Source organism: Bacillus sp. NPDC077411, from assembly GCF_044543425.1.
Classification (GTDB): domain Bacteria; phylum Bacillota; class Bacilli; order Bacillales; family Bacillaceae_G; genus Bacillus_A; species Bacillus_A bruguierae.
Map to the genome: position 1 here is coordinate 239,379 of NZ_JBITWA010000001.1, position 19,563 is coordinate 258,941.

Annotated in this window: 25 protein-coding genes, 1 pseudogene and 1 riboswitch; of the genes and pseudogenes, 7 read left to right on the forward strand and 19 right to left on the reverse strand. The window is 34.1% G+C overall.

Features of this window, described 5'->3' with window-relative positions:
• Positions 1 to 81 precede the first annotated feature (81 nt).
• The 4 genes and pseudogenes from ACIGHG_RS01210 to ACIGHG_RS01225 all read right to left on the reverse strand — a co-directional run.
• A pseudogene (locus ACIGHG_RS01210) lies at positions 82 to 846 on the reverse strand (ribonucleotide reductase N-terminal alpha domain-containing protein); the annotation flags it as partial.
• On the reverse strand, positions 833 to 1,192 hold the full coding sequence (gene nrdI / locus ACIGHG_RS01215) for a class Ib ribonucleoside-diphosphate reductase assembly flavoprotein NrdI (protein WP_336471518.1): 360 nt from the start codon (positions 1,190 to 1,192) through the stop codon (positions 833 to 835). The gene nrdI and the pseudogene ACIGHG_RS01210, both read right to left, overlap by 14 nt.
• Before the next feature lie 428 nt (positions 1,193 to 1,620).
• The gene (locus tag ACIGHG_RS01220) at positions 1,621 to 1,938 is read right to left on the reverse strand and encodes a hypothetical protein (protein WP_336471517.1); all 318 of its coding nucleotides are present in this window, start codon (positions 1,936 to 1,938) and stop codon (positions 1,621 to 1,623) included.
• A gap of 64 nt (positions 1,939 to 2,002) precedes the next feature.
• A complete protein-coding gene (locus tag ACIGHG_RS01225) occupies positions 2,003 to 2,197 on the reverse strand; it encodes an abortive phage infection protein (RefSeq protein ID WP_090915306.1) in 195 nt (64 codons plus the stop codon).
• Between the two features lie 133 nt (positions 2,198 to 2,330).
• Between ACIGHG_RS01225 and ACIGHG_RS01230 the strand changes: the two genes are divergently transcribed.
• Positions 2,331 to 2,888: a GNAT family N-acetyltransferase gene (locus ACIGHG_RS01230; RefSeq protein ID WP_090915304.1), complete on the forward strand. Its 558-nt coding sequence runs from the start codon at positions 2,331 to 2,333 to the stop codon at positions 2,886 to 2,888.
• 65 nt (positions 2,889 to 2,953) lie between these two features.
• Here ACIGHG_RS01230 and ACIGHG_RS01235 read toward each other — a convergent pair whose 3' ends face one another.
• The gene (locus ACIGHG_RS01235) at positions 2,954 to 3,553 is read right to left on the reverse strand and encodes a histidine phosphatase family protein (RefSeq protein ID WP_396547175.1); all 600 of its coding nucleotides are present in this window, start codon (positions 3,551 to 3,553) and stop codon (positions 2,954 to 2,956) included.
• Positions 3,554 to 3,734: 181 nt separating this feature from the next.
• Positions 3,735 to 3,893, reverse strand: a complete 159-nt coding sequence (locus ACIGHG_RS01240; RefSeq protein ID WP_336471515.1) for a hypothetical protein — start codon at positions 3,891 to 3,893, stop codon at positions 3,735 to 3,737.
• Positions 3,894 to 4,104: 211 nt separating this feature from the next.
• Here ACIGHG_RS01240 and ACIGHG_RS01245 point away from each other — a divergent pair, with 211 nt between their 5' ends.
• Entirely contained in the window at positions 4,105 to 4,290 is a 186-nt protein-coding gene (locus ACIGHG_RS01245; protein WP_090915300.1) for a YkvS family protein, read from the forward strand.
• Positions 4,291 to 4,325: 35 nt separating this feature from the next.
• Here the strand turns inward: ACIGHG_RS01245 and queF are convergent, their stop codons facing one another.
• From queF to queC, 4 genes are read right to left on the reverse strand one after another with little or no spacing between them, the layout of a single operon-like run.
• Positions 4,326 to 4,823: a preQ(1) synthase gene (queF, locus tag ACIGHG_RS01250; RefSeq protein ID WP_035435424.1), complete on the reverse strand. Its 498-nt coding sequence runs from the start codon at positions 4,821 to 4,823 to the stop codon at positions 4,326 to 4,328.
• Between the two features lie 18 nt (positions 4,824 to 4,841).
• Positions 4,842 to 5,558 carry a 7-carboxy-7-deazaguanine synthase QueE gene (gene queE, locus ACIGHG_RS01255; RefSeq protein ID WP_336471514.1) on the reverse strand — a complete coding sequence of 239 codons (717 nt, stop codon included), beginning with the start codon at positions 5,556 to 5,558 and terminating at the stop codon, positions 4,842 to 4,844.
• Positions 5,551 to 6,045 carry a 6-carboxytetrahydropterin synthase QueD gene (gene queD / locus ACIGHG_RS01260; protein WP_090915295.1) on the reverse strand — a complete coding sequence of 165 codons (495 nt, stop codon included), beginning with the start codon at positions 6,043 to 6,045 and terminating at the stop codon, positions 5,551 to 5,553. The genes queE and queD overlap by 8 nt, the downstream gene beginning before the upstream one ends.
• Complete coding sequence (gene queC, locus ACIGHG_RS01265; RefSeq protein WP_090915293.1) at positions 6,045 to 6,707, reverse strand: 7-cyano-7-deazaguanine synthase QueC; 663 nt, start codon at positions 6,705 to 6,707, stop codon at positions 6,045 to 6,047. The genes queD and queC overlap by 1 nt, the downstream gene beginning before the upstream one ends.
• 96 nt (positions 6,708 to 6,803) lie before the next feature.
• A riboswitch (PreQ1 riboswitch) is annotated at positions 6,804 to 6,847 on the reverse strand.
• Between the two features lie 233 nt (positions 6,848 to 7,080).
• Here queC and ACIGHG_RS01270 point away from each other — a divergent pair.
• Positions 7,081 to 8,289, forward strand: a complete 1,209-nt coding sequence (locus ACIGHG_RS01270) for an ATP-binding protein (protein ID WP_396546773.1) — start codon at positions 7,081 to 7,083, stop codon at positions 8,287 to 8,289.
• A gap of 10 nt (positions 8,290 to 8,299) precedes the next feature.
• Here ACIGHG_RS01270 and ACIGHG_RS01275 read toward each other — a convergent pair whose 3' ends face one another.
• The 4 genes from ACIGHG_RS01275 to ACIGHG_RS01290 all read right to left on the reverse strand — a co-directional run bounded on the left by ACIGHG_RS01275 (position 8,300) and on the right by ACIGHG_RS01290 (position 11,766).
• Positions 8,300 to 8,416 (reverse strand): DUF6254 family protein, encoded by a 117-nt coding sequence (locus tag ACIGHG_RS01275; protein ID WP_090915292.1) that lies wholly within the window; start codon positions 8,414 to 8,416, stop codon positions 8,300 to 8,302.
• A gap of 264 nt (positions 8,417 to 8,680) precedes the next feature.
• Positions 8,681 to 9,214: a DinB family protein gene (locus ACIGHG_RS01280; RefSeq protein ID WP_090915291.1), complete on the reverse strand. Its 534-nt coding sequence runs from the start codon at positions 9,212 to 9,214 to the stop codon at positions 8,681 to 8,683.
• Between the two features lie 142 nt (positions 9,215 to 9,356).
• The gene (locus ACIGHG_RS01285; protein ID WP_396546775.1) at positions 9,357 to 11,051 is read right to left on the reverse strand and encodes a M3 family oligoendopeptidase; all 1,695 of its coding nucleotides are present in this window, start codon (positions 11,049 to 11,051) and stop codon (positions 9,357 to 9,359) included.
• A gap of 268 nt (positions 11,052 to 11,319) precedes the next feature.
• Positions 11,320 to 11,766 (reverse strand): MarR family winged helix-turn-helix transcriptional regulator, encoded by a 447-nt coding sequence (locus ACIGHG_RS01290; protein ID WP_090915287.1) that lies wholly within the window; start codon positions 11,764 to 11,766, stop codon positions 11,320 to 11,322.
• Positions 11,767 to 11,917: 151 nt separating this feature from the next.
• Here ACIGHG_RS01290 and ACIGHG_RS01295 point away from each other — a divergent pair, with 151 nt between their 5' ends.
• The gene (locus ACIGHG_RS01295; protein WP_396546777.1) at positions 11,918 to 13,414 is read left to right on the forward strand and encodes an ATP-binding protein; all 1,497 of its coding nucleotides are present in this window, start codon (positions 11,918 to 11,920) and stop codon (positions 13,412 to 13,414) included.
• Between the two features lie 24 nt (positions 13,415 to 13,438).
• On the opposite strand, the gene ACIGHG_RS01300 is transcribed toward ACIGHG_RS01295, so the two are convergent.
• Positions 13,439 to 13,708 carry an aspartyl-phosphate phosphatase Spo0E family protein gene (locus tag ACIGHG_RS01300; RefSeq protein ID WP_090915285.1) on the reverse strand — a complete coding sequence of 90 codons (270 nt, stop codon included), beginning with the start codon at positions 13,706 to 13,708 and terminating at the stop codon, positions 13,439 to 13,441.
• 393 nt (positions 13,709 to 14,101) lie between these two features.
• Between ACIGHG_RS01300 and ACIGHG_RS01305 the strand changes: the two genes are divergently transcribed.
• Complete coding sequence (locus ACIGHG_RS01305) at positions 14,102 to 14,875, forward strand: divergent polysaccharide deacetylase family protein (protein WP_336471510.1); 774 nt, start codon at positions 14,102 to 14,104, stop codon at positions 14,873 to 14,875.
• Between the two features lie 26 nt (positions 14,876 to 14,901).
• On the opposite strand, the gene cbpA is transcribed toward ACIGHG_RS01305, so the two are convergent.
• From cbpA to ACIGHG_RS01320, 3 genes are all read right to left on the reverse strand, one after another.
• A complete protein-coding gene (gene cbpA, locus ACIGHG_RS01310) occupies positions 14,902 to 15,528 on the reverse strand; it encodes a cyclic di-AMP binding protein CbpA (RefSeq protein ID WP_336471509.1) in 627 nt (208 codons plus the stop codon).
• A gap of 159 nt (positions 15,529 to 15,687) precedes the next feature.
• A complete protein-coding gene (locus tag ACIGHG_RS01315; RefSeq protein WP_090915280.1) occupies positions 15,688 to 16,317 on the reverse strand; it encodes a class II aldolase/adducin family protein in 630 nt (209 codons plus the stop codon).
• A gap of 155 nt (positions 16,318 to 16,472) precedes the next feature.
• Complete coding sequence (locus ACIGHG_RS01320; protein WP_396546780.1) at positions 16,473 to 16,595, reverse strand: hypothetical protein; 123 nt, start codon at positions 16,593 to 16,595, stop codon at positions 16,473 to 16,475.
• 172 nt (positions 16,596 to 16,767) lie between these two features.
• Between ACIGHG_RS01320 and ACIGHG_RS01325 the strand changes: the two genes are divergently transcribed.
• Positions 16,768 to 18,534 carry a B12-binding domain-containing radical SAM protein gene (locus ACIGHG_RS01325; protein ID WP_336471508.1) on the forward strand — a complete coding sequence of 589 codons (1,767 nt, stop codon included), beginning with the start codon at positions 16,768 to 16,770 and terminating at the stop codon, positions 18,532 to 18,534.
• 32 nt (positions 18,535 to 18,566) lie between these two features.
• Here ACIGHG_RS01325 and ACIGHG_RS01330 read toward each other — a convergent pair whose 3' ends face one another.
• Positions 18,567 to 18,719: a hypothetical protein gene (locus ACIGHG_RS01330; RefSeq protein WP_336471507.1), complete on the reverse strand. Its 153-nt coding sequence runs from the start codon at positions 18,717 to 18,719 to the stop codon at positions 18,567 to 18,569.
• A 503-nt stretch (positions 18,720 to 19,222) separates the two neighbouring features.
• On the opposite strand from ACIGHG_RS01330, the gene ACIGHG_RS01335 reads away from it, so the two are divergent.
• Positions 19,223 to 19,558 carry a DUF3905 domain-containing protein gene (locus tag ACIGHG_RS01335; RefSeq protein ID WP_090915272.1) on the forward strand — a complete coding sequence of 112 codons (336 nt, stop codon included), beginning with the start codon at positions 19,223 to 19,225 and terminating at the stop codon, positions 19,556 to 19,558.
• Positions 19,559 to 19,563: the final 5 nt, after the last annotated feature.

Sequence of the window (19,563 nt, forward strand, 5' to 3'; positions counted from 1 at the left end):
TTAGCCGCTAATGCGACACCCTAATGGCTAGGTTCACAAGGTTTTCTCATATACATTACTGTATAGAGGGACTACCAATTAATCCAAAAACTCAATAATATCCCAATGGAAAATATTTAAATATACAGCTCCTGCACCTTTTCGTTGCCCCAACTGATTCGCATACGAAAACGAATCTTCAAGTAATTTCATAACTGGTACAACACCACTTGCTGCGTTCTCGATACCTTTAATTTGTTCACCGCGTGCTCGTAGTTTACTCAAGTTGAGCGCTACGCCGCCGCCGATTTTTGATAACTGCATCGCTGTATTAATATTAAACCCAATCGAATTTAAGCTGTCATCCATCTCTAACAAGAAACAAGACACCATTTCTCCTCTTCTGCTTCTTCCTGCATTTAAAAAGGTTGGTGTCGCTGGTTGATAGTTTTGTTTTACGATCATACTCGCGAATTGCTTCGCCTTCTGGACGTTTCCTCGTCCTAAATATAACGATACAATTGCCACGCGATCAGGATAACTTTCTAAGTATTGTTTTTGATCATTCGTTTTTAACGCGTAATCTTTATAAAACTTAGATGCTGCCATATAAGATTGAAACTCGAACTTTTCGCCGTATGTGATATCATATACAGCTTCCACCTCGTCCATCTTATATTCACTTAACACATCATAGTAGTAATCATGCTCTAACATATACTCGATGCGTTCAGCCACGCTATCAAAATGAACGGTATTCTCTTTCGCCTCTTCCATAAAGACTGCTAGTGCCTCTTTATCTTTGTGAAGCTGATAGAACCCGTCCTGCATTTGCGTGATCTCATTATTCAATTCAATGTGTCGCAATCTCCAGCACCCTCTCTTTAAAAAATTCTACATCTTTATTTGTTCCAGATAACTCAAATTTTGATACAATCGGCACCTCATATCTCGTTGCAATCTTGTCTGCACTTGCCCCAAACATATCTCCCCAATTGCGATTTCCGCTTGCAGCTACTCCTTTTAAGCGTTCATGATTACGTTCTAAAAATTCCAAAACACGTTCCGGCACATTTCCAAAACCTGTTGTATACGTAATAAGGACATATTCTTCATCTAATACGAGATTTTCATTAATTTGAACGGCCGGCATATTTAATTTGTGAATGAAACGCTTCACGTTTCCTGTCATAGAATCATATGCAATTAACATCTCCGACCCTCCTTTTACATCTTTTTACATCATGTTCGTTCTTGATGAATTCTCTATATATTGTATTACTTTTTAAAAAAGGACACAAGATATATGTATAATTTCTTTCTTTTTAAAAATTTGTTTTTTCGACAAAAAAGGCCGATCTTTTTTCAATACAAAGAATATGAAACAACATTCTAAAACACATGTCAATAAAGTGTATTTCAAAAAAGTTGTCAACGGATTTACCCACATTTCCAAAAAAGTTCATCGTATCAAATTGTCAAAAAAAGAAACATGCATGCGAAAACTATTGCTCATTTGTCATAAAAAAACGAACAGTTTCCCTATTAGAAACTGTTCGAAACCGGTTACACATTTTTTCTATATATAAGTTAAAACTTTCAATTCCCCTTTTTTAGTGCACGTTTAAACATGCTGCTGTTTTAATTAAACGTTTGTACGCGCACGATATCGCTCAAAAAAATATGATAGAAACTCTCATCTTTACATTGCATCGTAAAAACAGGTGATTCTTCATCGAAATACGCAATCGTACCTTTAACTTTTTGAATAGAGTTTTGAAGTTTTGCGACTACAAGCACAATTTGTTCTTGTTCATATGCTATTTTTAATTGCCCTATGATTTCCTTCATTCGCTTTCGCTTTTCGGGAAACATAACCATTCCAACAAATTTCCTTCCTTTCTCATCTTTCCAAAAACAGTCCCAGTGTGGAAGTATTCCTTGCTTAAACTCTCCCAAATAAACTCCTCTCCTTTCTCGTTATCCGACTCTTAGCAAGCTTTTTAATAAGCAATTCTTTTCCTTATGAGCGCGGCGTTTCCATATATGTATAAATGATTTTCCCACCGTGCTGTGCGTTACCTCGAAAATGTTTAAAATCTTCTCGTTCTACTAAAACTTGGCGAAATGTATAAAACACTTCTTTTGACACAACATATTCTTCTATTTCTTTATTTTTAAGCTGATCTAAAATCATATTTACTTGTTGTTTATCCACGCTAATCACCTTTCTGTCGTATTTTTACTTTACGACCACTTTTAAATATATCCAATTCACTCCTAATACAGCAAATCATTTCGTATCATGCTAACTCTTATGATACAATAAAATGGACACTAGGAGGGATAACATGATTCGGAAAGCAAAACAAACAGATGCTAACGCAATATCTCCTTTATTGTACAACGCACTGCATGAAATTGCTGAAAAATTAACAGGTAGCACAAATGAAACAGAAGTTCTAGAAGGTTTAGAATATTGGTTTACGAAAAAGCAAAACCGACTCAGTTATGAAAATTGTTTTGTTGAAGAACGAAATGGAAAGGCTGTTGGTATTATTGTAGCCTACCACGGAAGTGTCGCAACTAAACTAGATGCCCCAATTGTGAAACGGTTACGAGACATTAAACAAGATTCTTCTATTATATTAGAAAAAGAAGCAGAAGAAGATGAATATTATATTGATACTCTATCTGTTTCATCTACATATGGCGGACAAGGTATCGGTTCAAATTTAATTCTTGCTGCTGAAACACACGCTCAAGAAGAAGGGCATGACAAAATTTCTTTACTAGTAAACTTAGAAAACAAACCTGCATTTTCTCTTTATAAAAAACTCGGCTATACACAAGATAACACACTTATGCTTGTGGGCGAACCATATGCTCATTTAGTTAAACATATATAATACAAAGGCACAATTATCAAATAATAATTGTGCCTTTGTATTATATGTATTACACCTATTATACTTTATGTATACGTTACAAACACATTTCCTTCTGTCACTTCATGAAACGTATAAATTGTACACCCCCATGGTTTATTATGAAATAGCAGTGGTCCACGCCATCCACGCGTACTTAACTCTTTACCAATCATCGCATTAAAATAACTGTGCCCAATAAGCGTAACTCGCTGATATACATTTGCATATCCAACTAACACATCGGCCGCTTGCTTCGCTCTTCTCTGTACTTCTAAGTAAGATTCAACATCCCTCGAATAACCAATCATCCAAAATGCTCGGCTCAAAAACATCCATACTTCCGGCTTACACTTTATCCATTTCGGAACGGGTAAAATAGAAGGAACAGCAGCTTCGTGAAAAAGGGAGTTCTGCATAAAAATAACATTGTTAGTCAACATCGTTGCTGATTGAACAGCTTTTTTCTGATCACTCGATACAATAAATTTAGAAGATTCAACCACTTCAATTGCTTCAATTGGAATTTCTACTTCTCTCATAATATCTTCATGCTCGTATCTTTGTAGCCATTCTTGAAATTCTTGTACTGTAATCGCTTTCTTTTGAACACTAGAGCTTCCATGACGTATGAAAGAAATTTGCATCTTTCTCACTCTCCGTTCAACATTTTCCTTATATAAATCCATTTTAATTTTTGGCCATCTTTGTCTTTCCTCCTAGGCCCTGACCGCCTCTATGTATAGCCAGATGCTCTCGCCCGCCTAAAAAGAAAGAGGGTTTCTATGTCGATTTTTTAATTTGGATTTATATAGAAACACACTTATATCATTCAGCACTTCCATCTTCATGACTAGAAAAAGAAGGAACGCTATCAACGCCCTCATAGTATATGTATGTTTCATGTTCACGAATCATTTTTAATTTCGTATATGCAAATAAAAACAACACAATAGCTATAAAGCTTCCTACAATCTCAAATACCATATTATCCTCTCCGTTTCAGGATGCTCTTATATTCACCTTACAATAAATATGCGATTCTTACTATAAATCAATTGTGAAAAATTAGTATTTTTTTCAAAAAAATATCATGGAAACATTTACAAATGAGAAAATATCGTTCAAAATAAAGGGAAATACAAAAAGAACGAATCTTGTTCTCTTTTTCGTAAAAATGTAACAAGGAGAGTTGCTTATGAAAATCGCAGAAGCTGGAGATATCATTGAATTTAAAAACGGTTTACAAGGGCGCGTTCAAAAAGTAAATAAAAACTCCGTTATCGTTGATATAACAATTATGGATAATTTTAGAGAGCTAGATATGGAACCTCTTACTGTTGTCAATCATAAAAACTATACAATTATTACGCAACATACATAGAATACTAGAAAAGAGGGGGCAAGCCCCCTCTTTTCTTAACGATTATCTACTGTTTCTGGATATAAATCATGATTCATTAAACGATATTCAGCCATTTTTTCATATTTTGTACCTGGACGCCCATAGTTACAATATGGGTCAATAGAAATACCACCGCGTGGTGTAAACTTGCCCCATACTTCAATATAACGTGGATCCATTAGCTTAATTAAGTCATTCATAATTACATTCATACAGTCTTCATGGAAATCTCCATGGTTGCGGAAACTAAATAAATATAACTTTAAAGATTTACTCTCTACCATTTTTTGTTCTGGAATATAACTAATATAAATTGTCGCAAAATCTGGTTGGCCTGTTTTCGGGCATAAACTTGTAAACTCTGGACAATTAAATTTTACAAAATAATCACGATTCGGATGATTATTATCAAATGTCTCTAAAATTTCTGGGCTATATTCAAATAAATATTTTGTATTTTGATTTCCTAGTAATGTTACATCTTTTAAATCTTCATCTTTTCTTCCAGTCATCTAAAAATCTCCCTTCACTTATACACCGCGTTTATTTCCCCACACTAAAGCGTGGAGCTGCGGTAATACTTTTGCATCATTCATTTCCTTACATTGCACAGCTTTATCAATAAGCCACTCATATTTCATAAGAAGACGCTGAATTAATGAAGCATCATCCGTCGTCTTCGTATCATCATTTCCAACTTGTAAGAAAAACGGAATGTGTGGATAACGTTCATGCACTTCTTTTGCATATACAAAATCTTGATCATCAAATACAACCACTTTTAAGCTAAACTCTTTTCCGTCTAACTTATCAATGATTGAATCTAACATAACAAAATTCGTTGTCATCTTTGAACTCGGCGGCTTCGGCGAGATTGTCACCTCATCTATATGAAGCAACCAATCTTGCCATTTACTTCCTTGCGTTTCAATTGCTGTACGAATTCCGTTCTTTTTTAATAAAGAAATCAATTCTCCTAAATGCTTCAACAGCGCAGGGTTCCCACCTGAAATCGTTACATGTGAGAAATTTTCACCGCCAATTTGGACAAGCTCAGAAAAAATTTCTTTCGGCGACATTTGACGAATTTGCTCTTTCGCAGAACCGTCCCATGTAAATGCAGAATCACACCATGCACAACTATAATCACAACCTGCTGTGCGAACAAACATTGTTTTTTGGCCAACTACCATTCCTTCTCCTTGAATTGTCGGTCCAAAAATTTCTAACACAGGAATGTTACTCACCCATCATCCACTCCCGTCTTACTTCTGCATAGCTTGTTGGTGTTTCAAATAAGCGCACAAATTCCACACGTGCCCCTTTATATTCATTTTGTCGATCACCCTTTGTTAGTGCCTCTTCCATTTTCTCAAAAATCCATACAACCATATTTTCAGCAGTTGTATTCATAGCTGGAAGTGTTTCATTTAAGTAACGATGATCTAAATATATTTCAATTTCATTTTTCCAAATTTCTTTTATATCACCAAAATCAATCGCTAGGCCAATTTCATTCACATAACCACTAATTCCAAAAATTACTTTATACGTATGGCCATGAAGGTTTTTACATTTCCCTTCATAACAGTGCAGGTGATGTGCAGCATCAAACGTAAATTCTTTACTAACCATCACACGCTTATTATGATACTTTAGTTGCTTACGCTCAATGTCTTGATCTATTTTTTGTAAATTTTCAACAATGCGAAATCCAAAAAAGTCTTGTGTCATTATGCTTTCGCTCCTTCACGCTCTTGTACATATTTATCAAGTCCTGCTTTACGAAGCTGACACGCTGGACATTCACCGCAACCATCACCAATAATTCCGTTATAACAAGTTAACGTCTTTTCACGGACAAATTCGAATGCCCCAAGTTCGTCTGCTAATTTCCACGTTTCCGCTTTATCAATCCACATAAGTGGTGTATGAATAACGAATGGATAATCCATCGATAAATTTAGTGTAACGTTTAACGATTTCACAAATACATCACGACAATCTGGATAGCCGCTAAAGTCTGTTTCACACACACCGGTTACAATATGACGTGCCCCTACTTGTTTAGCTAACACAGCTGCAAACGATAAAAACAATAAATTACGTCCATCGACAAATGTCGACGGCAACTCACCATCTTCATGTGTAATTTCCATATCTGTACGCGTTAACGCATTAGGAGCCAGCTGATTTAATAAGCTCATATCAAGTACAGTATGCTTCACACCTAATTCTTTTGTAATTTCTGCCGCACAGTCAATTTCGAGCTTATGACGTTGATTATAATTAAACGTCACTGTTTCTACTTCTTCAAACTGTTCAAGTGCCCAAAATAAACATGTTGTACTATCTTGACCACCACTAAAAACAACAACTGCTTTTTCCTTTTTCATTTCACTCATTCTCCTCTTTTTTCGACTCGAAGAAGAAAGAGCGTTCTTGAACTGTCATACTAAAAAAAACAAAACAATATCAAAAAGGACATTGTTCTCTTCTTAGTTTTTTATAGAGGGAGTTCGCGAACCTCTCCCATGCTATGCATGGATTGTCTTCTTTAACTTTCATCTTACATTGTAACATACCAAGTATATGAGTGAAAAACGTCTATTTTTTCTGTTTTTTCTAAAAATAATATTTCATTTTCTTCCATATTAATAGTATGATAATTTTATATACCAAACCTTTATTTTTCGCTACAAGGAGGTTTTAAAGCTGAAGCTTTTTATTATGTACCTCTTCTTAAATATATTATTTATTCTAGTTACAATGTTGATTTATCATTTATTTTGGAGCGAAAAAGGAAATCGTTCTCCAAAGCTGAATTCGTTTGTATTTATTCTCTCTTGCAGCATTACCGCTATTGTCTGTATGTCTTTTGCTGCAAAAGTTGATTACGGTTTTCAATTTGACTTACGACATATTGTGCTCATTGTCGGAACATTATCTGGAGGACCAGTAGCAGGTGGTGCAATTTTAGGTGTTATGAACCTTTATCGTTTTTTTATTGGCGGAGGCGGCCTCATACCTTCTTTTATTGCATCTCTCACTTTGTACATTTTTCTCATTACAACATACAAAATATATATAAAAGGGAAAATCAAAACAAAAATGTATTTAGCTTTTTTTTACAGCCTAATATACGGTATTAGTTGGATTCCCTATTTTTTATCTATCGTTCCAAATCCAAAGGACTATACATCTTATATCGTTACATATGAGTTATGCACAATTATAGGAACAATTTTAATTTTATACTTACTGGACGTATTACAATCACAAGTCCGTCTTGCAAAAGAACTTGTGAACGCCGAAAAATTTCAACTTATCGGTGAGATGGCTGCTTCTATTTCACATGAAATTCGAAACCCTCTTACATCAACAAGGGGATTTCTTCAATTGCTACAATCAAAAAACTATTCAGAACAAGAACAACTGTTATATTTAGATATTGCTATGCGTGGTATTGATCAAGCAAATCATGTATTAACAGACTACTTAACATTCGCAAAACCAAGTATTGAAAAAGTACAAATATTACAGTTAGAGGAAGAGTTGCTCCATGCACTTACGCTCATGACACCATTAGCAAACCTTTCTAACGTTCGTATTCATTATACGAAACAAAGTAAAACATTTTATATAATAGGAGAAAAACAAAAGCTCAACCAATGTCTTTTAAACATTCTAAAAAACTGTATTGAAGCAATGCCAAACGGCGGGGATCTTACATTTACCTTAACACCTGCTAATAAACACATCCAATTACATATTCAAGATACCGGAATCGGTATGAGCAATGAACAAATAAAACGCCTTGGTTCCCCTTTTTACTCCACAAAAGAGAAGGGAACAGGCCTTGGAATGATGGTTGTCTTTAGTGTTATAAAAGCAATGAATGGAAAAATTTACATTTCTAGCAAAAGGAACATCGGAACAACTTTTCTTCTTACATTTCCCTTAGCGAAAAAAACGTAATGCAACTGCATTACGTTTTTTTCGTTTCATCCACAAGTTCTGCAAAAGTTTTCACTTTCCCATGCGGCTGCTGATGTTCTTTTCGTGCCTTCCATTGTCGTTCTTGCTCCCGTTTTTTATTTCCCATTATTTCAACTCCTTGTAAGATGTCCTTATATATGTTCCAACATATGAAGTAAGAATATACATATACTGAGTGGTGTAAAAAACCATAAAAAATCCATCAGCTAGTAAATCAACTGATGGACATTTTACTTTATCCCGCTATTCGTGGGCAGTATGACCCTCACCAATATTCAGAGAGAAACAAAGAAGATAGGTGAGGATAACTGCCCGTAAATGCCCGATTGGTTCTACTAACCATCAGAACACCACTGATGGAAGTTTCACTTTATCTTTGCAAAATTGCATGTTTTGCTTCTTTTAACTGTGTCAGATGACGCTGTTCATGTAAGTCTAAGAATTGTACCCACTGATATAAATTAAGCTCATCAAATATAGGATGTTTGAGCGATTTTTCAAATAGTTCTTTTTCATTTACAATACTATGCAGAACATGTAAAAGCTTTTCTCTTGAACTTTGCAGCAATTGCAGCATTTGTGCTTTTTTCATTAATGTCTCTGTTGGTTGCATTTGTTGAGGGGCTTCTCTCTTTCTTGTTCGATCGAGTGTAGCTTGAAGGTCTTTTGGTGGAACAACTTTTCTTTCAGTTTTATGAAGCGCATATACTATAGCAGATGTAACAGATTGTTCAACAAGATGAAGATGATGTAACACTTGCATAATGCTCCATTTATCACGGCGCGGCTTCGTATTAATTTCTGTATCTGTTAACATTTCAATTTCTGATAAAAGCATCTGTCTCGTAGATGCCATTCCATGTAGCAACGTTTCCATATTCATATTTGCATAAGATTGCATCATATTTCTCCCCCCTTATTTGGTTAAAAAGAGGCGCTTCTTTTCAAGAAACACCTCTTCGTTTAATTATTCTAAATTTTCTTTTATTATCTCATTTTTCCCAATAATTGTCGATTGTAAATCCATAAAAAATAATGAATATTTTTTACAATTTTGTGTCATCTACTCCGTTCAACCAAGCATGAATCTCATCGATTACACCTTTCACACACCCATCAGCAAATGGTGATGTCAAATTTGCTACTTCAACTAATTGTAAAAATGATTTACTACCGCCTTGACGGCAAAGATGAACATAATCTTCCCATGCCTCTTGACGATTCTCTCTAGAACGTTTCCAAAATTGGAATGCACAAATTTGTGCTAACGTATAGTCAATGTAATAAAATGGTGAGTTATAAATATGTGCTTGGCGTTGCCAAAAGCCACCGCGCTCTAAATAATCATTTTCTTCATAATCACGATGTGGTAAATACTTTCTTTCAATGTTACGCCACGCTGCTTTTCGCTCAGCTGGTGATGCTTCTGGATGTTCATATACAAAATGCTGGAATTCATCAACAGATACACCATATGGTAAAAATAGCAATGCTGAACTTAAATGTGAGAAATAATATTTCTCTACATCTTCTTCAAAGAATAATTTCATCCATGGCCATGTGAAAAATTCCATACTCATAGAATGAATTTCACACGCCTCATATGTCGGCCAGTTATATTCTGGAATTTCATAGTGGCGGCTTTCATATACTTGGAAAGCATGTCCTGCTTCATGTGTTAACACATCAATGTCACCAGACGTTCCATTAAAATTTGAGAAAATAAACGGTGCTTTATAGTTTTCAATATATGTACAATAGCCTCCGCCAGCTTTTCCTTTTTTAGCAACAAGATCTAGTAAATTATTTTCTAACATAAAATTAAAAAATGTATTTGTTTCTTCTGACAGTTCTCTATACATCGTTTTGCCATGATTCACAATCCAATCTGCATCACCTTTTGGCACTGCATTACCAGATGGATATTCAAAGTTCTCATCATAATAAGCAAGCTTCTCTACTCCAATACGAGCCTGTTGCTTTTGTCTAAGTTCACTTGCAACGGGAACAATATAATCGAGTACTTGTTTGCGGAAATTCGCAACCATCTCTGAATTGTAGTCTGTACGATACATTCTTGCATATCCAAGCTCAACAAAATTATTAAAACCAAGTTTCTTCGCAATTGTCGTTCTTACTTTTACAAGTTCATCATAAATACGGTCTAATTCTTCTTCATGCTCTGCTAAAAATCCATAATATGCTTCACTTGCTTGTTTACGCATATTACGATCTCTGTTCTCCATAAACGGAGCAAGTTGTGAAAGCGTTCGTTCTTCTCCTTCAAACGGAATTTTAGCTGCTGCTAATAACTGTGTGTATCCAGAAGACAATTTGTTTTCTAACTGCAAATCTGCTAATACTTCATCAGAGTATGTTTTCATTTCAGCCTCTGCAAGTGCAAATAACTGTATACCATAATATTCTTCTAACTGTTTTCGAAATGGAGATTGTGTTAATGCCTCGTAATATTTTGTCACATAGCCTTTCACAATTGGTGAATATTCATCAAAGAAATCTTGCTCTTCTTTATAGAATTCATCCATTGTATCTACACTATGACGAATATAACATATGTTATACATAGTGCTAAAATCATTACGAATTGCATTAATCTGTGCAATTATTTCTTTTTGTTCTTCCAATGCTTTAGCCTTCTTAAACTGCTGTAAAGTCTCTGTAAACCTGTTCTTCACTTCATCCATATTTGGACGCTTGTATTCATAAGTTTCAAACGACATAGAAATAACCCCTTTCTTTTCTAAAAAACATCCACTTACTATAATTCCATATATTTCGTAAATTCCCTTTATTCTCTCTAAATCTTAAGATATAGAAATCCTTTTTGATTTTTCTACATATAAGTTGCTGCTATGCATGACCAAATACTTCCTCCCAACTAGAGAGGCGATTTTATGTCAGTTTTTCAATTTGTACCTATATAGAGGTCTTACTGCCCACGAATAGCGGGATAAATAAAAAACTTTGAAATACATTCAAAGTTTTTTATTATTTCTCATATTTCCCTATCTTTTTTAACAACATTAATAGTTGATCCTTTTCATCCTTTGTTAGCATGTGAAATGATTCATGAATGACTTGCTCATGGTTTGGAAAAATACTCGAAATTAATTGTATTCCTAGTTCTGTTAAATGAGCATAAATTACACGACGGTCATTATGGCAAGGTTTTCGCTCAACAAGTCCCTTTTTCTCTAATTTATCAACAACATATGTAATACTACCGCTTGCAATTAAAATTCTTTCCCCAATTTGCTGCAATGGTTGAGTTCCCTTATGGTATAACAGTTCTAGTACAGCAAACTCAGTTGGATTTAGTCCATTGCTTTGAATAGACTTATTGGCAATATCCATAACAGAGCGTTGTACGCGTGATAAAGCAATAAATACTTTTAACGATTTAGAAACATCTTCTCCTTCATACTGAGATGTCATAACACTTCCATCCTTTACTAAATTTCTTTTCAAATAAAAATCATAAAAAATACTGTCATGCTTCAACATATTACAACAAAAAACAATAAAAACACTACACATTTGAGAATGTTTATATATAATGAAAATAAAAACAAAAGGAGCAGCAATTTTGAACGTAAAACTACGTAACACATTTTTATATATTTTACTTGTTATATTGCCAACCCTTTGTATTAGCTCTATCTTGTTTTTACACCAAAAATATAAAATGGAAAAAGAAAATAAACAAGCAGCTCATACAGTCGTATTTTTATATAGAGACTACTTAGATCGTTATCTAGGAGAAGCAACATCTGCATTAGAAATGCTTGCGATGGTTATTAGCGCAAAATCGCAAAATGATAATGAAATACAACAAGTTCTCCATAGTACAGATGAAAGCGACGAACGTTTTTCCGGCCTGTATTATGCAAATACAGATCTTAAAGTTACATTATCATCATTGGGATTAAAAGATTCTATCGATATTACTGATCGTTCTTATGCAAAAGAAACTTTAAAAAATAAACAGACGACAGTTTCATCTGCAATTACAGACCGTGCTTCTGGACATAAAGTGATTGTGATTGCCACTCCTGTTTTCAATAAAAACAAAGATGTTTCCGGACTGCTATTAGCAACCCTACGGTCTGACTACATTGCAACGTCTTTAAATGCAATTAAACCAAAATATCACTTTGAAGTATTGGATAAGTATGGAATTACATTTTTACACGATAATAATCCTAAATTCGCCCCCAAAAACACACAACAAATTACTATTCCATTAACAAGATTACCGTGGAGCGTTTCTATTTATCCATTACCTATTCAACAAAACGTTTTATATCGTAACGTCTTTATGGGCTGTTTAATAATATTATTTCTTATGAATATTTTATTTTTAGTTATAAAATACATTCTTCTAAAAAGGCAAACAAAATTGGAAAGAAAACAAAATGAAGTACAAAAACTAGAATTAGTTGGTTCCTTCGCTGCAAGTACAGCTCATGAAATCCGTAATCCTCTTACAGGCATTAAAGGACTTGTTACTCTTTTAAAAGAAACACACACAAATGAAAAAGATCAATTTTATTTTTCCGTTATTGAACAAGAAATCGAAAGGATTAACGAAATTGTCAGTGAATTCCTTATCCTTGGAAAACCAACTGCTATTATTGAAAAAACATACGATTTAAGAGACATTGTAAAAGCAGTTTCATTAATTATTCAATCCGAGGCAAATTTACATAACGTACAACTTTACATAAATATGTCTGAAAATCCACTTCCTATTCGCTGTTCAAGCGATCATATTAAACAAGTTATTTTAAATATTACAAAAAATGCTTTTGAAGCAATGTCATCAGATGATACATTGACTATTACAGTCGAAGCAAATGAAAGTATGGCACAATTACAGATTATAGACACAGGAAAAGGAATTCCGAAACATATCCAAAAACGTATTTTTCATCCATTTTTCACAAACAAAGATACAGGAACGGGACTAGGACTTGTCGTATGCAAAAGAATTATTGAAATGTATAATGGTCAAATTACAATTGAAAGTACAGAAAATATAGGAACAACAGTATACATTATACTCCCGCTCCATTCACAGTAATCATCCCATTTTCATACGGGATGATTACTTCATAAATGTTGTCCAAAACGCATTCGCTTTCTCATTGTGTGTCACTTTAAAGAATGATGTTTTTATCATGAAAAACCATTTCGACACCCTGTTCTCTTTGTAACTTTGATATTTCACAATAAGCTTATCCAATTCTTGACTTACTTGAATTGTCTCCAAGCTATTAAATCCACTTGTAAGCCCTAAATGGATCATTTCTTCGCGCTTCACATGAATATCATACAAAAGCTTGTCCATTGTAGATTTCCTTTTTGCTACAAACATGCGTATCCCCCTCGATATCCTTTCATAATCTGTATTTTATTCCTATTAAATACGAACGTTCAGAAAATTAAACATTTTCTCCCTATAATTTACAAATCTTTATCCTCACCTTGAGAATTATTACAAATTATTCTATCTTTGTAAATACATTCGCAATAATAGACATTTTTTTTGTTTTATTTTAACAAAAAGTCCAATCAAACAGAGAATTCCCGCTTTTTCACAATTTTACTTTCGACATTTTGTGCGTTTAAATTCATTCAAAACGTAAACGATAACAGTAGATTATCATTTATCCCGTACTAACGAACCCGATTGGTTCAATTAATCGTCAGTGGATGAAAACCCCAACTATTTATGGATGCTTTGTATTATATGAAGGGAGAATTTTACATGCGAAAATATATGATTATCTTTTTCCTTACCGCACTACTGCCAATCGTAACTTTTTCTGTACCAGCCTATGCTCACACAAATAAAGTAGCGATTGTCATTGATGACTTTGGAAATAATATGAAAGGAACGGAAAAAATGTTATCACTGCCTATCCCATTAACTGTTGCAGTTATGCCATTTCTTCCATCTACAAAACAAGACGCAACGTCAGCTCATCAAAAAGGACACGAAATTATTATTCATATGCCAATGGAACCCGTAAAAGGAAAAAAAGAGTGGCTTGGACCAAAAGCTATTACAACTGATTTAAGTGATGATGAAATTAGAAGTCGTATCAAACAAGCAATTAAAGAAGTTCCGTTTGCAATTGGAATGAATAATCATATGGGTTCAAAAGTAACTGCTGATGAAAGAGTGATGCGCATTATACTATCAGTTTGTAAAGAACATGGTCTCTTTTATTTAGATAGTAAAACAAGCCCGAACAGCGTTGTAAAAAAAGTTGGCGAAGAGATTGGTGTACCTATTGTAGAAAACAAACTATTTTTTGATGATATATATACTTCAACTCACGTAACAAAACAAGCAAATATTCTCTTGCAAAAGGTAAAAACTGAACCTATTATGATAGCTATTGGTCACGTTGGTCCTCCAGGTGAAATTACATCTTCTGTCATTAGATCTTATATTCCTAAAATTCAAGAAAAAGCTGATTTTATCTTTTTATCTGATCTTGTATCCCCACCTCCGCCTGTTTCTTCACAAAAATAGAGAGAGGCTTCTGCCTCTCTCTACTTTTAAATACGGTCTACATGACTAACTCGAAAACCTTTTTTCTCTAGTTTCGCCACTAACCTTTCTAACTCTTTTTGATTCAAATCATCTGCAATATTAACAATAAGACGTCTAATATATTGATCACCATTATCTAATGTAAATAATCCACCAATATTATACAACTTTAATAATGTGCCAAGCTCTTTAATTATTCCTTTCGACTCATGCTTCGCTAATGTTAATATATACCCACCGGTATTCATTCCAAATGAGTCTTCAATCACATCAAAAATATTAGAATGTGTTAAAATACCTATAAATTCATGATAATCATTTAGTACAGATAAAAATGGTAGTCTGCGAATTGTATAAAAAGCTCTAAAGAAAGAATCACGTTCAAAAATAAATGCCTGCTCATTTTTCATTAGCTCAAAAACACTTTCTTTTCTTTCTTCTTGCTCCTTACATTTATTCTCCAACACATCCACTTTATAAATAATACCTTTAAATGCTTTACCGTCCTCCGCTAAAACAGGAATCGCTCTGTATCCACTTCGTTCCATTATCTCTAAAGCTTGCTCCGCATCTTCATTTTCGAAGCAAGTTACAACTTGTTGCTTTGAAAGAAAATGATATTTAACTCGCAAAATACGTTCCTCCCCACATGACGACATGTAATCTATATATAATAAGGAGAGCCATATTTTATGAGTAAAACTTCAGGGATAAAACGCTTTCATTTTTTAATATTACTTCCTACCTAATCCTAATTCTCTTTAGGTACTTCTACCTAAAGAGAATTAGGATTACATCACCGAACTTTTTGTCCCTTTAATCATTAACAGTTTTACATGGTAGTTCATTAAGTACTCTAATCCCTCTAACCATTTTTTCGTTTCTTCTGGCGTTGTTCCCCATACAATTAATCCATAATTGTGAACAAGTACTGCTCCACCACCTTTAGTAAAGCAAGGCACACTCTCTTCTAACAAATTTGCAAATTTACTTTCATTTTCTACAATTGGAATTGTAATACCTGTAATGCCTTCTTTCCCAAAAACACGTTCTACATTCCTCTGTTCAAATGTTACTTCCCCTTCTTTTCCATATAACTCCGACATTAAGTGACTATCAACTGTTTGTACTTGTAAAATACATTCCGCCTGACTTTTTTTATAAATATCTGCGTGCATAAATGATTCAGAAGCCGGTTTCTCATCAATCGCAAATACTGGTTCACATGTACTGTTAACTACAATAAAATCATCTTCCACAAAGAGACCTTTATCTTTTCCCTCTATATTAACTAAAAACGTAAGCGGATCTTTAGACGTACGTATCGATAAACTAATTTTTGTCCCATAAAACCAATCGCGAAGAGCCAATTCCATCTTAATATCCCGTAATTCTTTCCATTTCTTTAAAAACAATAACACATTGTCACCCCCGTATTGTTATCTTCTATTTTTATGTAAAAGGCAGTATTTTTAGATAATTCGAAAAATTTAATTGAATTATCACATGAGAACACCTTTTTGTCAATATGCTTTTGCCGTGTTCCCTAAACTTTATCCAAATAAAAAGAGCCCTATTATAGAGCTCTTTTATTTATCATAATTTGCAGCATAGCATTCTTCTCTTGTTCATTAATAATGCGTAATTTCCGCAGTATATATGCATATAAAATGATCTTATCATGCACTCTTTTCTTCACCTCTACTCCCTTCTTTCCTTTAACCAACTTTTTTTCTATTGGTAAATTATATGAGCAGTAAGAGAAAAAGTGTCCTTTTTTTGTAAATTCAACTTCTTGTGAATGTTGTTTTTTTCCATATATATGCCTATACTAAACAATGTAATTTTAAATTAAAGTTGAGGGTTAAAATATGAACATTATTATTAGTACGTTAAACGCAAAGTACATTCATACAAATCTAGCAATTCGTTATCTTAAAGCCTATGCCCAGCCTGAATTTGATTTAGAGATGGCTGAATATACGATTAACGATCCTGCCATGAATATCGTTACGGATTTACATAGGCGCAAGCCGGATGTAATAGGATTTAGCTGTTATATTTGGAACATCGAAGAAACAATTGAAGTCATTCAAATGCTCAAAAAGATTAATCCAAATCTTATTATTTTTGTTGGTGGTCCAGAAGTTACATACGATGTGCCACATTGGCTAAAACGTGTTCCTGAAATTGATTTTATTATTATTGGTGAAGGAGAAATGGCTGTAAAAAATCTTCTATTTGAAATACAAAGCACACAGCAATTTGAAAATCTTGACGGTATTGGATTTAGAAAAGATGATGGTACCTACGTAATCAAACCACAACGTGAAAAACTAAATTTAAAAGAATTACCATCTCCATATCGTTTCCCAGAAGATATTCCACATTTAAGTAAACGCATTACCTATATCGAGACGAGCCGTGGTTGTCCGTTTAGCTGTCAATTTTGTTTATCTTCTATTGAGGTCGGCGTCCGTTACTTCGATCGTGAACGTATTAAAGAAGATATTCGCTATTTAATGCAAAATGGTGCACGTATTATTAAATTCGTCGATCGTACTTTTAACATTAGCCGTAGCTACGCAATGGAAATGTTTCAATTTTTAATTGACGAACACGTAGATGGAACCGTATTTCAATTTGAAATCACAGCTGATATTATGAGGCCCGAGGTCATTGAATTTTTAAATACACACGCTCCCCCAGGTTTGTTCCGTTTTGAGATTGGTGTACAATCTACAAATGATCAAACAAACGACCTTGTAAAACGACGTCAAAACTTCGAAAAATTGACAAGAACAGTTACAATGGTTCGCGATGGACAAAAAATCGCACAACATTTAGACTTAATTGCAGGACTCCCTGAAGAAGACTATCAATCCTTCAGAAAAACATTTAATGATGTCTTTGCTTTAAGACCAGAAGAATTACAACTTGGCTTTTTAAAATTGCTGCGTGGTACAGGACTTCGACTTCGAGCAAATGATCATCAATATATATACATGGAGAATGCACCGTATGAAATGCTTGGAAATAATATACTATCATTTGATGATATTATTCGAATTAAACAAGTTGAAGATGTATTAGAAAAATATTGGAATGCCCATCGTATGGATAACACTGTGTCATATGTTGTATCCCATGTATTTGATACACCTTTTGACTTCTTTCAAGAATTTGGCTCTTATTGGGATACACAAGGATGGATACGAATTGGACACCAACTAGAAGATTTATTCCAACGCCTGTATCAGTTTTTACAATCAAGAAAAACTGCAAAACTCCATATAATTAAAGGGTTAATGACAATTGATTATTTACAAAATCATAAATATCGCCCACGTAAATCATGGACAACAGAACAAAGAAAGAAAGAAGAAGTAAATGCCTACTATAAAAGAATTTTAGAACAACCAAGTATTCTAGGAGATAAATTTGCTGTTCTTCAATTGACGGAAAAAGACTTGTATAAACACACGATTGTAGAGCATATACCATTTGATTACCACCATTACATGAAGCATGGTGAACTGATTTCAAACCCTTCTTTCCTTGTTGCCTACTACAATCCGAAAACGACACAATGTGAATTATACGCAGCCGGTAAAGGCACATTCTCAAAATCAATCTAAGTATAAAAAAATGAGACGTTTGTAAAAACGCCTCATTTTTTCTTACCTTTTTTTGAATTACGATTTGCATATTTTGCAACATCTTCATTTTCGTACTCTACTGCAAATTCCGCATCTGGCAAGCTTTCTTTTGGAGTTTGATTGTTCTTTGCAGCTGCGTTACGACTCACCTTTCGTTTTACCATACGAAACACTCCTTACTTCTTTATATAAAGTGAACTTTCCAGTAGTGGAGGTTTCACTTATTTCCTTCGCTTTCTCTTTTTGTTTTAAACCTTGCATGTGACAGAAAAAGTCCCTGACTACTTCTATACATAGCCGGCCCTACCTAAAGAGAAAAAGGATTTTATATAATGCTTGTAATACTAATATGGACATCAAGACCCCACTCTATAAATGGTAACTGTTAACAAGTTGTGAATACGCAATGTGAGGAAATGCTATAAAACAGGAAGGCCTATACACCTTTCTATATAAATACAAGTGAAAACCTGACATAAAACACTTTTTTTAGATGGGCGAGATCATCTGGCCGTGATAGAAGCGGTCAGAGCCTGTTTTTTCCACGTGCTATGTTTAAAACAAAAGGCCAAAGCGAGTACAAATGAGGCTATATTCTGCATGGCTGCCTTATATGTCGAAAAATTAAAATGGGTTTAGATACTTTAATACACAAGGAGCGATGAATGTGAAGAAAAAGCAACCTATCGACTCTCCGATTCTTGATGAAACAATTCCGCATCAAATGAATTTTCCTTCGTTTAAAGGAACTGGCATCACAATGCAACAGCCATTCATCAATGAATATGACGTGATTATTGGCGATAGCCAATATAACTCAGAAAATAGCCCTCTAAATCATTGGAACGATGATATCGATCCTGCTATTATGTCTGGAAACCAATGGGTACATCCAACTAATGATATCGGTTGGATTGCTGAAGAAAACCAAGAGTTACTATCCAAAAATAATAGTGATGCAGAAGATATTTTTATGCATCCACAGTTTGGTATTAATGATTAATATAG

Bases quoted from the DNA above. Each gene is read 5' to 3' on its own strand.
- ACIGHG_RS01330 (WP_336471507.1), bottom strand. From the start codon at position 18,719: ATGGTAAAACGAAAGGTGAGTCGTAACGCAGCTGCAAAGAACAATCAA.
- ACIGHG_RS01240 (WP_336471515.1), bottom strand. From the start codon at position 3,893: ATGGTATTTGAGATTGTAGGAAGCTTTATAGCTATTGTGTTGTTTTTA.
- ACIGHG_RS01325 (WP_336471508.1), top strand. From the start codon at position 16,768: ATGAACATTATTATTAGTACGTTAAACGCAAAGTACATTCATACAAAT.
- ACIGHG_RS01235 (WP_396547175.1), bottom strand. From the start codon at position 3,553: ATGCAAATTTCTTTCATACGTCATGGAAGCTCTAGTGTTCAAAAGAAA.
- queD (WP_090915295.1), bottom strand. From the start codon at position 6,045: ATGACACAAGACTTTTTTGGATTTCGCATTGTTGAAAATTTACAAAAA.
- ACIGHG_RS01280 (WP_090915291.1), bottom strand. From the start codon at position 9,214: ATGATGCAATCTTATGCAAATATGAATATGGAAACGTTGCTACATGGA.
- ACIGHG_RS01230 (WP_090915304.1), top strand. From the start codon at position 2,331: ATGATTCGGAAAGCAAAACAAACAGATGCTAACGCAATATCTCCTTTA.
- ACIGHG_RS01270 (WP_396546773.1), top strand. From the start codon at position 7,081: ATGTTGATTTATCATTTATTTTGGAGCGAAAAAGGAAATCGTTCTCCA.
- nrdI (WP_336471518.1), bottom strand. From the start codon at position 1,192: ATGTTAATTGCATATGATTCTATGACAGGAAACGTGAAGCGTTTCATT.
- ACIGHG_RS01245 (WP_090915300.1), top strand. From the start codon at position 4,105: ATGAAAATCGCAGAAGCTGGAGATATCATTGAATTTAAAAACGGTTTA.
- ACIGHG_RS01285 (WP_396546775.1), bottom strand. From the start codon at position 11,051: ATGTCGTTTGAAACTTATGAATACAAGCGTCCAAATATGGATGAAGTG.
- ACIGHG_RS01290 (WP_090915287.1), bottom strand. From the start codon at position 11,766: ATGACATCTCAGTATGAAGGAGAAGATGTTTCTAAATCGTTAAAAGTA.
- ACIGHG_RS01275 (WP_090915292.1), bottom strand. From the start codon at position 8,416: ATGGGAAATAAAAAACGGGAGCAAGAACGACAATGGAAGGCACGAAAA.
- queC (WP_090915293.1), bottom strand. From the start codon at position 6,707: ATGAAAAAGGAAAAAGCAGTTGTTGTTTTTAGTGGTGGTCAAGATAGT.
- ACIGHG_RS01300 (WP_090915285.1), bottom strand. From the start codon at position 13,708: ATGTTTGTAGCAAAAAGGAAATCTACAATGGACAAGCTTTTGTATGAT.
- queF (WP_035435424.1), bottom strand. From the start codon at position 4,823: ATGACTGGAAGAAAAGATGAAGATTTAAAAGATGTAACATTACTAGGA.
- ACIGHG_RS01305 (WP_336471510.1), top strand. From the start codon at position 14,102: ATGCGAAAATATATGATTATCTTTTTCCTTACCGCACTACTGCCAATC.